This is a genomic window from Pseudomonas sp. KD5, assembly GCF_012932895.1.
Classification (GTDB): Bacteria; Pseudomonadota; Gammaproteobacteria; order Pseudomonadales; family Pseudomonadaceae; genus Aquipseudomonas.
In genome coordinates this window covers 800,951-814,303 of sequence record NZ_JDWJ01000001.1, presented here as the reverse complement: position 1 = coordinate 814,303, position 13,353 = coordinate 800,951, and the positions used below count along the sequence as shown (strand labels likewise).

General features: G+C 62.2%; 13 protein-coding genes. 8 read left to right on the top strand and 5 right to left on the bottom strand.

The window, feature by feature from the left end:
- Positions 1-4: 4 nt before the first annotated feature.
- Positions 5-274, top strand: a complete 270-nt coding sequence (locus AF70_RS03675; RefSeq protein ID WP_019580258.1) for a hypothetical protein — start codon at positions 5-7, stop codon at positions 272-274.
- A gap of 18 nt (positions 275-292) precedes the next feature.
- Here the strand turns inward: AF70_RS03675 and AF70_RS03670 are convergent, their stop codons facing one another.
- From AF70_RS03670 to AF70_RS03650, 5 genes are all read right to left on the bottom strand, one after another.
- A complete protein-coding gene (locus AF70_RS03670; protein ID WP_169342448.1) occupies positions 293-478 on the bottom strand; it encodes a hypothetical protein in 186 nt (61 codons plus the stop codon).
- 258 nt (positions 479-736) lie between these two features.
- The gene (locus AF70_RS03665; RefSeq protein ID WP_019580257.1) at positions 737-1,369 is read right to left on the bottom strand and encodes a PQQ-binding-like beta-propeller repeat protein; all 633 of its coding nucleotides are present in this window, start codon (positions 1,367-1,369) and stop codon (positions 737-739) included.
- Between the two features lie 50 nt (positions 1,370-1,419).
- A complete protein-coding gene (locus AF70_RS03660; protein WP_019580256.1) occupies positions 1,420-2,640 on the bottom strand; it encodes a hypothetical protein in 1,221 nt (406 codons plus the stop codon).
- 100 nt (positions 2,641-2,740) lie between these two features.
- The gene (locus tag AF70_RS03655; protein ID WP_019580255.1) at positions 2,741-3,910 is read right to left on the bottom strand and encodes a Gfo/Idh/MocA family protein; all 1,170 of its coding nucleotides are present in this window, start codon (positions 3,908-3,910) and stop codon (positions 2,741-2,743) included.
- Positions 3,911-3,935: 25 nt separating this feature from the next.
- Complete coding sequence (locus tag AF70_RS03650; RefSeq protein WP_028941395.1) at positions 3,936-4,859, bottom strand: TIM barrel protein; 924 nt, start codon at positions 4,857-4,859, stop codon at positions 3,936-3,938.
- Positions 4,860-4,997: 138 nt separating this feature from the next.
- Between AF70_RS03650 and AF70_RS03645 the strand changes: the two genes are divergently transcribed.
- The 7 genes from AF70_RS03645 (at position 4,998) to AF70_RS03615 (ending at position 13,292) form a co-directional block, all read left to right on the top strand.
- Positions 4,998-6,071: a LacI family DNA-binding transcriptional regulator gene (locus AF70_RS03645; RefSeq protein ID WP_028941394.1), complete on the top strand. Its 1,074-nt coding sequence runs from the start codon at positions 4,998-5,000 to the stop codon at positions 6,069-6,071.
- A gap of 119 nt (positions 6,072-6,190) precedes the next feature.
- The gene (locus AF70_RS03640; protein WP_019580252.1) at positions 6,191-6,571 is read left to right on the top strand and encodes a RidA family protein; all 381 of its coding nucleotides are present in this window, start codon (positions 6,191-6,193) and stop codon (positions 6,569-6,571) included.
- Between the two features lie 226 nt (positions 6,572-6,797).
- On the top strand, positions 6,798-8,474 hold the full coding sequence (locus AF70_RS03635; RefSeq protein ID WP_028941393.1) for an MFS transporter: 1,677 nt from the start codon (positions 6,798-6,800) through the stop codon (positions 8,472-8,474).
- Between the two features lie 85 nt (positions 8,475-8,559).
- Positions 8,560-8,862, top strand: coding sequence for a DUF6124 family protein (locus tag AF70_RS03630; protein ID WP_050438339.1), 303 nt, complete (start codon positions 8,560-8,562; stop codon positions 8,860-8,862).
- A 493-nt stretch (positions 8,863-9,355) separates the two neighbouring features.
- Positions 9,356-10,729, top strand: coding sequence for a glutamine synthetase family protein (locus AF70_RS03625; protein WP_028941392.1), 1,374 nt, complete (start codon positions 9,356-9,358; stop codon positions 10,727-10,729).
- A 7-nt stretch (positions 10,730-10,736) separates the two neighbouring features.
- On the top strand, positions 10,737-12,128 hold the full coding sequence (locus tag AF70_RS03620) for an aldehyde dehydrogenase family protein (protein WP_028941391.1): 1,392 nt from the start codon (positions 10,737-10,739) through the stop codon (positions 12,126-12,128).
- A gap of 3 nt (positions 12,129-12,131) precedes the next feature.
- Positions 12,132-13,292 carry an iron-containing alcohol dehydrogenase gene (locus AF70_RS03615; protein WP_028941390.1) on the top strand — a complete coding sequence of 387 codons (1,161 nt, stop codon included), beginning with the start codon at positions 12,132-12,134 and terminating at the stop codon, positions 13,290-13,292.
- Positions 13,293-13,353 lie beyond the last annotated feature (61 nt).

The window sequence follows — 13,353 nt, the reverse complement described above, 5'->3', positions numbered from 1 at the left end:
CATCATGATTTATTCCGTCAGCCTTACCGTGAGTTTCCCGGTGTTCGGCAGCAACTACTATTCCCAGCAGGTGATCTCTCGCAAAGCGGTCGCGCTGGTGTTCGATAAGCAATTCGAAACCTTGCTGATACCGGCAGCCACCAACCACTTCAGTAACGAAGTGGTCGGGCTCAACGATCAGTTCCGTTTTTTGAATGATGTGCTGGTTGAGCATCTGCTGGAAACCGAGATGACTCAGCGTTCGTCACGCTCGGCGCAAGCGTTCACCTTTTGACACGCTGAGTGAAGCTGCTCAGCGTGGTCCGCCACCGGGCCCACCCCCAAAACCTCCATGATGGCCACCACCACCACCACCACCACCACCACCACCACCACCACCACCACCACCACCACCTGGTGGGAAGAACATCCAGCAGCCCGACAGGGACGACAACAAGGCGAAAACCACCGCCGCTTTTACAACTTTGTTCAACTTCATTACGTCACTCTCTGTTTAGGCGAGAAAAACAACCTTTCTCGCCCTTTCAGACAGTGTTTGCGGGGGTTTGAGCACCGTTCCAATGTAAAGAATGGGTAATGGTTGTATCGTAAATGACTCATATTCCACAGATTTTTCAGGGAGCGGGCCTATCGGCTATTTCCAAGTTCCCCCATAGGGCACGGTCCCAAAGGCGGCAGTCACACTCGCCGCCTCTGCAAGCGCTCTGATACAAAGCCGTTTTATAGTCGCAGCCTTTCATTCAGGCCGGCGCACAGCCCTCACCTTCCCGCTGTTGCCACCGCCACAGAAAAACCGGTCGTGGCCATCGAACTCCAGCCCCGACACGCCGACACCAGCCGGCATCTGGACACTCTCCAACACCTCGCCCGTAGCCGGATCGACTCGTCGCAGCTCGCTCTCGTCACCTTCCCAGGTGCCGTGCCACAGATCGCCCTCGACCCAGGTCACTCCGGTGACGAAACGATTGGATTCCAGGGTGCGCAGCACCGCTCCGGTCTGGGGGTCGACCTGATGGATCTTGCGCTCGCGATACTCACCGACCCAGAGCGTGCCTTCGGCCCACGCCAGCCCTGAGTCACCACCGCCACCGGGCGCGGGGATGGTGGAGATCACACGGCCGGTCTGCGGGTCGATCTTCTGGATGCGATCCTCGGCGATCTGAAACAGGTGCTGGCCGTCGAAGGCTGTGCCGGCGTGGGCGGCGACATCGATCGATTTCAGGGTTTTGCCGCTGGCCGGGTCCAGGGCGTTGAGTTTGTCGCCGGAGGCAAACCAGACACGCTGACCGTCATGGGTGACACCATGCACATGGTCGATGCCTGGAAAAGGCCCGTATTCGCGGATGATTTCAGCCGTTGAATGTTTCATGTCTTGTTCCTCGTTTACTGACTGCGATCACTGGGGTAGTGATGAGGATGCTAATCACTGGGCAGCAACGCCGTGAGTAACAATCCCGTCGCGAATCCAGGTACCGGCGGGAACACCCAGCGACGAGCCCGACCATGGCCGAATGACTGCACCTTGCCGGTCGCCGCCAGCGTGTCGAGGGCTCGTTGCACGGTGCGCTGACTGGCGCCGAGCGCCAACGCCAGGGCCGAACTCGACCACGACTCACCGTCAGCGAGAAAAGCGAGCAGCGTCGCATGCTGCTCTTCGACAGGCCGCGCCAGCACCACGACGTCAGACGCAACCCGTGGCACCAGCGCAAACCCTCGCGGGGTCGCAACCACGTCGGCGATCAGGTGCAGCGCCCCGCGCAGCCGCCCGAGTTCGACGCGCAACCGTGCGCGATGGGACTCATCCGCGTGCTTCATCCGAAAGGCTCGCGCAATCAGCGTTTCCCTTGGCACGTCGGCGGGCCACGCTTCGCCCAGCGCCCGGGCGAGCGCAAACAGCACCGGACGCCGGGCGAGCGAAACCGACGAGCCTGCGTCGCGCACGACGTACCGGCAGGCGTCCACCACCAGCGTGGGGGACGCCAATAACGTTTCAATCTCATCGAGTAGCAGCGGCCGTTCCTGCCCATCGATAATCAGCCGCGCCGCTGGCGTATCGAGGATATGCGAGGCGCTTTCGACCTCGGCGGTGAGCGCCGCAATGCCCGCGTGCTGCGCGGCATGCTCGGCCCGAACAAGTGCAGCACGCGCCGCTTTCGTTTGCAGACGACGCATCGCGATGCCCGCCAGAACCAGTTCGTAAGCGGCCCTCGACGCAGGCAGTAATGGCGTCGGGTCGAGTTCGGCGAGACGTTGCTCGGCCTCGTCGAGATGCCCGATCAGCAGCAAGCGGCGAATCTCGAGATAGCGCGCATGGGCGGCGTTGACCCAATCGCCGTGTGCCTGAAGCGTCGCCCGCGCGGCGTCGAGCGCCTTCACCGGCCAGTTCAGGTCACGCGAGGCGAGCGCGATCTCGGCTTCGGCGACGACACACCGCGCGCGGGCCAAGGCCTCCTTCGCACCGAACGCCCGCGCGGCACTTCGCACCAGCGCCTTCGCTCGCACAAGGTCACCCAGTTGCGCCATCGCGATGCCACGAAGGGCAAGTGCAGGTGCGTCGTTGCGCAGGGCGATGCGGTTCAGCGCGCCGAGCGGATCACCCGCCGCGAGCGCACGCGCTGCTGCGGTGATCAGCGAATCCATGTGAACTGCGCCACTTGTGCCCCCCACCGTCCGATGTCCGCTGATCAGTCTATCTCACGACTGCTCAGCCGCACGCCGATCTGCCAGGGGCACCCGTGACTCAGTAATCGACCCACACCCCACCCAGGTCCGCGGAATGGACGCAGCGCTCGACCCAACGCACGCCTTCGACACCGGCATTGATGTCTGGATAACGCAGCGTTGCCAGTTGTTCATGATCACCACGGTTGGCGGCGTCCATGGCCAAGGCGAAACGGTAATAGAGGTTGGCCCAGGCATCGAACAGCCCTTCCGGGTGCCCGGCACCGATCCGGTCATCAAGCAACGCATGGGGATGCAGATAACCCATCCCGCGCTCCAGCACCTGGGCAGGTTTACCCTGGACTTCGAATGACAACTGGTTTGGCCGCTCATCCCACCATTCAAGGCTGGCCCTGGAGCCGATCACGCGAATCTTCTGGCCATGCATGGAGCCGGCGTTCACCGCGCTCGACCACACACTGCCCATGGCCCCGCCTTCGTATTCCATCAGTGTGTAGGCGTTGTCCTCGAGTGGTGCGCGGCTTTTGACAAAGCTCTGGCGTGTGCACAACAGCCGTTTGATCTTGAGCTCGGGCAGCATGACTTCCGACAGGTACAGCGGATGAGTGCCAACGTCTCCCAGCACATAACTGGGGCCAGCGAGGCGCGGATCGACCCGCCACTTGGTCGCCTCGCTCTGCACCTCGACCGCCTCACAGTGGAAGCCATGGGCAAACTGCATGTGCACCATGCGCACCTCACCCAACTCACCCAGGGCGATCATTTCCCGCGCCTGCTCGATCAACTGGTGCCCGGCATAGCCGTAGGTCACCCCCACCACCCGGTTTCGCGACAACGCGATTTCGCGCAGGGTTTGCGCCTCCTCAAGGGTGAAGCACAGCGGCTTTTCACAGACCACATGCAGCCCCGCTTCCAGAGCGGCCTTGGTGATTTCAAAGTGAGTGCCATTGGGCGTCGCCACGGAAATAGCCTGGATACCATCTGCCCGCCCGGCTTCGCCCTCAATCAGGCTGCGATAGTCGGCGTAGCAACGCTCGGGGTCGACCCCCAGTTGCACACCAAAGTCGCGACCGCGTTGCGGGTCCAAGTCGAAGGCACCGGCCACCAGTGCAAACGACTGGTCACGCAGGGCCGCCGAACGATGGATGTAGCCGATCTGACTGTCACGCCCGCCGCCCACCATCGCCCAGCGGATTGGTTGAGGAATTCGCTTGCTGCCATTGATCATCGAAATGTCCTTCGCATGAGAGAAATCAGAAACCCGCCCGGGACAGGTAGTCACGGCTGGCAGCCACGTCGCGCAGGCTGCCATGGGCGTTACGTGGATCACGCTCTTGCTCGACCGTGATGTAACCCTGGTAACCGATCTCGGTGATCAGCTCGCGCAAGGCGCCGTAGTCGATGACACCCTGGCCGATCGGGCACATCACGCCTCTTGCGCACGCGGCGAAGAAGGTGATGTGTTCGCCCAGCACTTGATCGAACACGGCCTGATCGATGTCTTTGAAATGCAGGTAATCCACGCGGTCCGCGTACTGGCGCAGGGTCTGCACCGGGTCCATGCCGGCGTAGTACAGATGGCCGGTGTCCAGGCACAGGCCGGCCACTTCGTAGGGGATGTCTTCGACCAGTCGGGCCAACTCGTCGGCGAACTCGATGTAGCCCCCGGCGTGCGGATGAATCACCGTGCGCACACCGAATTCCGTCCACGCCAACTCGGCGATGGCGCGGATGTGGGCCATCATGCCCCGCCAGGCATCGGGCGCCAGGCGCGGCGCGCGGTCAGAGTGGCCAGCGGCGTAGTCACGCTCCTCATGCCCCCAATCGATGACCACCAGACACGGCATGGCGAAACGTTGCCCCGGCTCCAGGGGAATTGCCGGCAACTGCTTGAGCAATGCGCAGATATTGCGGGTTTGATTCAGCAGGCTGGGCAGGTTGGCGGGGTCGACCAGATTGTCGAATACCGTGCCAGCCACCACATGCAGGCCGTGTTCGACCAGCACCGAGCCCACCGCGTCGGCGTCCAGTGGCAGGTAACCGTATGGCCCCAATTCGATGCCGCGATACCCCGCTTGCGCCGCTTCGCCAAGAACCTGTTGCCACGCCGGCAGATGAGGATTGTTGACGTCGTCGACGCCCCAGCAACAAGGCGCGGTGGAAATGTGGAGGGTCATGTCAGGCTCCGGTGATTATTGTTATGGGTAGCGATGTTTCGCTGGGAGAAATCCTAAGGCGGGCAGGTCCATGGCTGCTATAGTCGGTCGGCGATACCTGTCAAAACCCGTCAAAAGTTTCAGATAGGCTTTCATTTCATGTCAGAGCATTCTTCGTCAAAAGCCGACAACCCGATCGGTCGTCGTTCAACCATGGAAGACGTGGCCCTGGCCGCCGGGGTGAGCCTGTCCACTGTGGACCGGGTGATGAACCTGCGGGCCAACGTGCGCGCCGATACCGCGCAACGCATTGCCGAGGCTGCCGCCCGACTGGGCTTCTACGGGCGTAATGTGATCGAGCAACGAGTGCTGCAGCAGCGCCCGACCGTGCGTTTGGGGTTTCTGCTGCAAAAGCGTGGCGTGGCGTTTTATCAGGGGCTGGCAAAGGCCTTGGCTGAGGCGGCGACGGCCAGCGTGCGGGCCCAGGTTCGGGTGCTGATCCACTACATCGACGACCTGGCCCCGGCCGCCACCGCAGAACGCATCCTCAAGTTGCAAGGCGAAGTCGATGCCTTGGGCGTGGTGGCCGCCGACCATCCGGCTGTTCGCGAGGCCATGGCGCAATTGCGAGCGGCCGGCATTCATGTGGTCGCCCTGGTGTCCGAGCTGAGCGCCTCGGCCGGGGCCGGTTATGTCGGCGTCGACAACCGTGCCATGGGCCGCACCGCCGGCTGGTTCATCAAGCACCTGGCAGCGCAACTGGGGCCAGTGGCCGTGATGGTCGGCACCCAGCGCTTTCAGTGCCAGGAACTGTGTGAAATGAGTTTTCGCTCCTTCCTGTCGGAACAACCCCAGGACTGGGAATTGCTGGCTACGCGCCTGACCCTGGAGGACGAGGAATTCGCCTATGCCGGCACGCTCGACCTGCTCACCAGCCAGCCCGACCTGGTCGGCCTGTATGTGGCAGGTGGCGGTATCGAAGGGGTCATCAACGCCTTGCGCGAACTGAAAGCCCAGCACATCGCGCTACCCGTCGTGGTGTGCCACGACCTGACCCCCATCACCGGGACCGCCCTGCGTGACGGCATCGTTCAAGCCGTGCTGTCACATCCGATCGAGGCGCTGGCGCAAACGGCGGTCAGGGCCATGGTGGATGCCGCGATAGATCCAGCGTCGGACAGCGCAGCGAAGTGCATGCTTTCGTTGCAGATTGATGTGGCTGAAAGTGTTTAGCAGGTGATACACAACAGAACGAACGGCCTGACGATGAGGCTGTAAACTGGCCGCGCAAAAAAGGCGTCGCACCATTGAATGCCCCAGCCCCCCTTCACCCCCACAAACAAGAGACCCCCATGGCAAACCACGACATCACGTTCCTCCCCGATCCCGACGCGGAATCCATCTCCTCCGACGTCGCCGGTTTCGGCGGCCTGCTGGTCTCCACTCAAATTCCTACCCGCGCCGACGGCAGTCTGGAGCTGGGCGACATCACCCTGCAAAGCGAGTGCACTCTGCAGGCGCTCAAGGTCGCGCTGGAGAACGCCGGCAGTTCCATGGACCGGGTGCTGCATCTGACCATCTACCTCACCGACATGGCCGACCGCGCCGCGTTCAACGAGGTCTACCAGCGCTTCTTTGCCAAGCCCTGGCCGGTTCGCGCCGCCGTGGGCGTGGCCGCGTTGGCGGTCGAAGGCATGCGCGTGGAAGTCACCGCGATGGCGGCCAAGGGCTAAATCCGCGAACGTGCCCGGTGGGAGTGGCCCCCGCCGGGCACGTTGGCGAGTGGATATCTGCGCGAAGCCGATTATGCTTCAAGAAACCATGCAGCAATGCGAGGCCGTCAGCCCTGTTTCCATTATTCGCGCAATTGGTAATCCGACGACATCAGCCCTAGGGCCTGGGTGCGGCAAAAGTGATGAGGTACTCCGGCCTTCAACAAGAGCAAGACGGAGAAGACTCATGGCCACGATTGACACTACAGCCACGGGCAGCATGCCCAACCGAGGGATCACCAAGGAGGAACGCAAGGTCATTTTCGCCTCGTCCCTGGGCACGGTTTTCGAGTGGTACGACTTCTATCTTTACGGCTCCCTCGCGGCGATCATCGCCAAGCACTTCTTCGCGGGCGTCAATGAAACAACCTCCTTCATCTTTGCGCTGCTCGCGTTCGCTGCGGGTTTCGCCGTGCGGCCCTTCGGCGCCATCGTGTTCGGCCGACTGGGCGACATGATCGGGCGCAAGCACACGTTCCTCATCACCATTGTGATCATGGGTGTCTCCACCGCCGTCGTGGGTTTTCTGCCCGGCTACGCGACCATCGGCGTGGCGGCACCGGTCATCCTGATCACCCTGCGTCTGCTGCAAGGCCTGGCCCTAGGGGGTGAGTACGGCGGCGCGGCGACTTACGTGGCCGAGCATGCGCCCAAAGGCAAGCGCGGCTACTTCACTTCGTGGATCCAGACCACCGCGACCCTCGGCCTGTTTCTGTCGTTGCTGGTGATTCTCGCCTGCCGCACCCTGCTCGGCACCGAAGCCTTCGAGGCCTGGGGCTGGCGGATTCCCTTCCTGCTGTCGATCCTGCTGCTGATCGTCTCGGTCTACATTCGCTTGCAACTCGCCGAGTCGCCGGTATTCAAGAAGATGAAAGAAGAAGGCAAGTCTTCCAAGGCACCGCTGACCGAATCCTTCGCCCGCTGGGACAACCTCAAGATTGTGATCATGGCCTTGCTCGGCGGCACGGCCGGCCAGGCGGTGGTCTGGTACACCGGGCAGTTCTATGCGCTGTTCTTCCTGCTGCAAACACTGAAAATCGACCCGCAGACCGCCAACTATTTGATTGCCGGCTCGCTGCTGATCGGCACGCCGTTCTTCATCCTGTTCGGCAGCCTGTCCGACCGCATCGGCCGCAAGGGCATCGTCATGGCCGGGTGCATCCTCGCAGCCGTGACCTACTTCCCGATCTTCCATGCGTTGACCGAGTTCGGTAACCCCGACGTGTTTGCCGCGCAGGCGAAGAATCCGGTCACGGTGGTCGCCGATCCCGGCCAGTGCTCGTTCCAGTTCGACCCGGTGGGCAAGGCCAAATTCACCAGTTCCTGTGACCTCGCCAAGACTGTGCTGGCGAAGAAGGCCATCCCCTACAAAAACGAGAAAGCCGCGCCTGGCGCCGTCGCGCAGGTGCGCATCGGTGACAAGGTGATCCCGAGTTTCGAAGGCACCGGCATGCCCGCCGCTGACTTCAAGACCCGCAACGACGCCTTCGTCGCCACCCTCGGTACCGCCCTCAAGGACGCCGGCTACCCCGAGAAGGCCGACCCGGCCAAGACCAACTATCCGATGGTGTTGCTGCTCCTGACCATCCTGGTGATCTACGTGACCATGGTCTACGGCCCAATCGCTGCCTGGCTGGTGGAGCTCTTCCCGGCGCGCATCCGCTACACCTCGATGTCGCTGCCCTACCACATCGGCAATGGCTGGTTCGGCGGCTTCCTGCCCACAGTTGCGTTCGCCATGGTCGCGGCCACGGGTGATATCTACTACGGGCTGTGGTACCCGATCGTGATCGCGGTGATGACGGCCATCCTTGGTACTTTCTTCCTGCCGGAAACCAAGGATCGGGAGATTCATCACACGTAAGAGCAGCGATAGATTTGCACCCAACGCAACAAAAAACGCCCCGTCAGTCCTTTCCTGACGGGGCGAATCACCACATACACCCACGGTGTTAAAAAAACTCCACGAAGCCGCCGAGCGCGCCCTCGACCACTACCTCAACCCGGCCGCCCAGATCATGGCCTCCACCCACGAACCCGAACCCATGTACCTCGCCAACCCGAAGTACAACACCGAAGCCCTGCTGGCCAACGCCAGCGAAACACTCGGCTCGGCCACCCTCATGCTCAACAATTTCGCAGCATTGCTGGAGACCTCACATCGCAAGACCCTGCTGGGCATTGCGCAAGTGGTCATGCTCGGTGAACTGGCGGTGAACCAGGCGCTGGATCACGTCGAACCGAAGGAATAACTAACGCAACCGGTGGCGAGGGGATTTGCTCCTCGCCACACCAGATTGGGGAAACGAACGTCCAAAGCAGTGGAGCTAACCGCCACCACACAGGCCAATGCTGCGATCTGTAGCAGCTGGCGAAGCCTGCGTTCGGCTGCGCAGCAGTCGTGAATCCGGCTGACGCGGTCTGCCTGACGTACCGCAACGTCTGGTTTGACGACTGCTTCGCAGCCGAACGCAGCCTCGCAAGCTCGACAGCTGCTACAGCTGCTACAGCCAAACGCAGCTTTCGGCAGCTGCTACAAAGAACGCGTCGCGACTGAAACTGCCTAAGTGAACAGCATTGAATCATCAAGCCCCACTCACCGAAACGTGCGCCTAGCAACAGTAGGCTAAGCTTTCAGCAGCTTATTGCTCACGATGCTCGCGTCTGCAGGTTTTGGTTTTTTCTGGAGAGCGTCTGCAACAGCTATTTCAGACAGGTCCAGATCATTCATGCAGGACTGACGCGATGACCGAGCCCCTTCTCAGTTTCGAAGCACTTAAACGCGCCGCTGCCGCCGGCGAAATCGATACCGTGCTGGTGTGCATGGTCGATATGCAGGGGCGACTGGTCGGCAAGCGATTCCAGGTCGAGTTTTTCATCGACAGCGGCCACGAAGAAACCCACTGCTGCAATTACCTGCTGGCCGACGACATCGACATGGAGCCGGTGCCGGGATACGCCGCTGCCAGTTGGAGCAAAGGCTATGGCGACTTTGTGCTCAAACCCGACATGTCCACGTTGCGACGCGTGCCGTGGCTGGAATGCACGGCGCTGGTGCTGTGCGATGTGCTCGATCATCACCACAGAAAAGACCTGCCCCACAGCCCGCGAGCGATCCTGAAAAAACAGGTCGAGCGCCTGCGCGAGCGCGGCTATACCGGCATGTTCGCCTCTGAGCTGGAGTTCTATCTGTTCGATGAGAGCTATGAGGCAATCCACGAGCGCAACTACCACCAGCCGAAGACCGCCGGCCATTACATCGAGGACTACAACATCCTGCAGACCACCCGCGAGGAACCGGTGTTGCGGGCGATTCGCAAGCACCTGCAGGCATCCGGCATTCCCGTGGAAAACTCCAAGGGCGAATGGGGGCCGGGGCAGGAAGAAATCAACATCCGTTATGCCGATGCCATGACCATGGCCGACCACCACGTCATCATCAAGCACGCCTGCAAAGAGATCGCGCAACTGCAAGGCAAGGCGATCACGTTCATGGCCAAGTGGCGCTATGACGCGGCCGGTTCCAGTAGCCATATCCACAATTCGCTGTGGGACAAGAACGGCAAAAAATCGCTGTTCTTCGACCCCAAGGCCGAGTTCGGCATGTCGAAGCTGATGCGCTCGTGGGTCGCCGGGCAGCTCAAATACGCCAACGACGTCACCTGCTTTCTTGCGCCCTACATCAATTCGTACAAACGCTTTCAGGCCGGCACCTTCGCGCCGACGCGGGCGGTCTGGAGTCGGGACAATCGCACCGCCGGCTTTCGTTTGTGCGCCGAGGGCAGCAAATCCATCCGCATCGAATGTCGCATCGGCGGTGCCGACCTCAACCCCTATCTGGCCTTCGCCGCGTTGATCGCAGCAGGCCTGGCCGGGATCGACGAGAAGCTCGAACTCGCGGCGCCGTTCGAGGGCGATGCCTACGTCGATGAGCATTTGCCTGAAGTGTCGAAAACCCTGCGCGAGGCCTGCGCCGCGCTCAAGGCGTCGAGCATGTTGCGCGAGGCGTTCGGTGATGAAGTGATCGACCACTACGTGCACACCGCCGACTGGGAACAGAAAGAGTACGACCGACGGATAACCGACTGGGAACTGCAGCGCGGCTTCGAGCGCTATTGAGCACGCCATGACTGAGACCGTTCAACTTATCTCCCCGGTCGATGGCCGGGTCTATGCCGAACGCCGCCGTGCCGATGCGGCGCAGATCGAGCAAGCCCTGACGGCGGCCGAAACCGCCCAGGCGCAATGGAAACGCCGACCACTGAGCGAACGCGCCGCCTTTTGCAGCGCTGCCGTGGACGCGATGCTGGCGATGAAGGACGAGATCGTGCCGGAGCTGGCCTGGCAAATGGGCCGCCCGATACGCTTCGGCGCTGGCGAACTGCGCGGTTTCGAAGAACGTGCCCGGCATATGATCGCCATTGCACCCGAAGCGTTGGCAGCGATTGAGCCCGCGCCTATTGCGGGTTTTCAGCGCTATATCAAACGCGAGCCGCTGGGTACGGTGCTGGTCGTCGCTCCGTGGAATTACCCCTATCTGACGGCGGTGAATACGATCATTCCGGCGCTGATGGCGGGCAACAGCGTGATCCTCAAACACGCCACGCAAACGCTGCTGGTCGGGGAGCGTTTCGCCGAAGCCTTTCGTCGCGCCCATCTGCCCGAAGGCCTGTTCCATAACCTGCTGCTCAGTCATGTCTATGCGGCGGCGATCATTACCTCCGGACGGGTGCAGCAGGTGAACTTCACCGGTTCTGTCAGCGGTGGCGAGGCCATGGAACACGCGGCCGTTGGAGGTTTCCTCGGCGTGGGCCTGGAGCTTGGCGGCAAAGACCCGGCCTACGTCCGGGCAGACGCCAACCTCGATCATGCGGTGGAAAACCTGGTAGACGGCAGCTTCTTCAATTCCGGGCAGAGCTGCTGCGCCGTCGAACGGATTTATGTCGATGAGAAAATCTACCCGGCCTTTGTCGAGCGCTTCGCTGCCCTGACCCGCCAATACGTGCTGGGCAACCCGCTGGACGAAGCCACCACCCTCGGGCCAATGGTCACACCGGGCGCCGCTGAGTTCGTTCGCAAGCAGATCGCCGATGCACTGGCACAAGGGGCCAGGGCGTTGATCGATCCAAAGGACTTTGCCGCCGACACGCCGGGCAGCGCCTACCTCGCGCCGCAGGTGTTGGTGGACGTCACCCATCAAATGGCGGTGATGCGCGAGGAAAGCTTCGGCCCGGTGGTGGGCATCATGCCGGTGGCCAGCGACGACGAAGCCATCGCCTTGATGAACGACAGCGAGTTCGGGCTCAGCGCCTCGATCTGGACGCAAGACCTGGCCGCCGCCGAACGCATCGGCAACGAAGTCGCCACCGGCACCGTGTTCATGAACCGCTGCGATTACCTGGACCCGGCCCTGGCCTGGACCGGGGTGAAGAACAGCGGGCGCGGCGTAACGCTGTCGCGCCTGGGCTATGAGCATCTGACCCGAGCCAAATCCTTCCATCTGCGCCACGAGATCTGAGCCATGAGCCTGACCGCGAACTGGAACTACCCCACGAGCATCCGCTTCGGTGTCGGCCGCATCGCCGAACTGGCGGAAGTCTGCCGCAGCCAAGGGATCCAGCGACCGTTGCTGGTCACCGACAGTGGCCTGGCGCGTGCGCCGATCACCACGGCGGCGCTGGAATCCTTGCGCGCCGCCGGCCTCGGTGTCGCGTTGTTCTGCGACCTCAAGCCCAATCCGGTTGAGGCCAATCTGGCGGGTGGGCTCGACGCCTGGCGCGACGGCAACCATGACGGCGTGGTGGCGTTCGGCGGTGGCAGCGGCCTGGACATGGGCAAGCTCATCGCGTTCATGAGCGGCCAGACCCGACCGGTGTGGGATTTTGAAGACATCGGCGACTACTGGACACGCGCCGACGAAAGCCGCATCGCCCCGGTCATCGCGGTGCCAACCACTGCGGGCACCGGTTCCGAGGTCGGCCGTGCGGCGGTGATCATCGACGAGCGCACGCACACCAAACGCATCATTTTCCACCCGAAGATGATGCCGCGGGTGGTCATCAGCGACCCCGCCCTTACCGTCGGCATGCCCGCCAAGGTCACCGCCGGCACCGGCATGGACGCGTTTTCCCATTGCCTGGAATCCTACTGCGCTCCCGGTTTTCATCCCATGGCCGAAGGCATCGCGGTGGAAGGCATGCGCCTGGTGGCCAATGCCCTGGTGCGGGCGGTGCACACCCCTTCCGACATCGACGCGCGCGCACAAATGCTGGCGGCGGCGGCGATGGGCGCCACTGCGTTCCAGAAAGGCCTGGGAGGAATGCACGCGCTCTCGCATCCGGTGGGCGCCCTGTATGACACCCACCACGGCATGACCAATGCCACGTTCATGCCCTATGTGCTGAAGTTCAATCGCCCGGCCATTGAGGAGCGCATCACCCGTCTGGCGGCGTATCTGCGCCTGCCCTCCCCGGGCTTCGACAGCTTTATGGCCTTCGTCCTCAAGCTGCGCAAGGACATCGGCGTGCCGCATACGCTGGTGGAGCTGGGGGTGGATGATCAGCAGGCCGACCTGATCGCCGACATGGCGATTGTCGATCCCTGCGCCGGCGGTAATCCGCTGCCATTGACACGAAATGGCGCGGCAGAAATTTTCGAAGCGGCTTATCACGGCCGTCTTTAGAACGGCCACAACATGGATGGGTTTTATCCATTAGACGCAGGAGCAGTAAGACAGGGGGTTG

What these genes read in the sequence shown, in the direction of transcription:
- AF70_RS03645 (WP_028941394.1), top strand. Translation starts at nt 4,998, where the DNA reads ATGTCAGAGCATTCTTCGTCAAAAGCCGACAACCCGATCGGTCGTCGT.
- AF70_RS03650 (WP_028941395.1), bottom strand. Translation starts at nt 4,859, where the DNA reads ATGACCCTCCACATTTCCACCGCGCCTTGTTGCTGGGGCGTCGACGAC.
- AF70_RS03660 (WP_019580256.1), bottom strand. Translation starts at nt 2,640, where the DNA reads ATGGATTCGCTGATCACCGCAGCAGCGCGTGCGCTCGCGGCGGGTGAT.
- AF70_RS03615 (WP_028941390.1), top strand. Translation starts at nt 12,132, where the DNA reads ATGAGCCTGACCGCGAACTGGAACTACCCCACGAGCATCCGCTTCGGT.
- AF70_RS03620 (WP_028941391.1), top strand. Translation starts at nt 10,737, where the DNA reads ATGACTGAGACCGTTCAACTTATCTCCCCGGTCGATGGCCGGGTCTAT.
- AF70_RS03665 (WP_019580257.1), bottom strand. Translation starts at nt 1,369, where the DNA reads ATGAAACATTCAACGGCTGAAATCATCCGCGAATACGGGCCTTTTCCA.
- AF70_RS03655 (WP_019580255.1), bottom strand. Translation starts at nt 3,910, where the DNA reads ATGATCAATGGCAGCAAGCGAATTCCTCAACCAATCCGCTGGGCGATG.
- AF70_RS03675 (WP_019580258.1), top strand. Translation starts at nt 5, where the DNA reads ATGATTTATTCCGTCAGCCTTACCGTGAGTTTCCCGGTGTTCGGCAGC.
- AF70_RS03670 (WP_169342448.1), bottom strand. Translation starts at nt 478, where the DNA reads ATGAAGTTGAACAAAGTTGTAAAAGCGGCGGTGGTTTTCGCCTTGTTG.
- AF70_RS03625 (WP_028941392.1), top strand. Translation starts at nt 9,356, where the DNA reads ATGACCGAGCCCCTTCTCAGTTTCGAAGCACTTAAACGCGCCGCTGCC.
- AF70_RS03635 (WP_028941393.1), top strand. Translation starts at nt 6,798, where the DNA reads ATGGCCACGATTGACACTACAGCCACGGGCAGCATGCCCAACCGAGGG.
- AF70_RS03640 (WP_019580252.1), top strand. Translation starts at nt 6,191, where the DNA reads ATGGCAAACCACGACATCACGTTCCTCCCCGATCCCGACGCGGAATCC.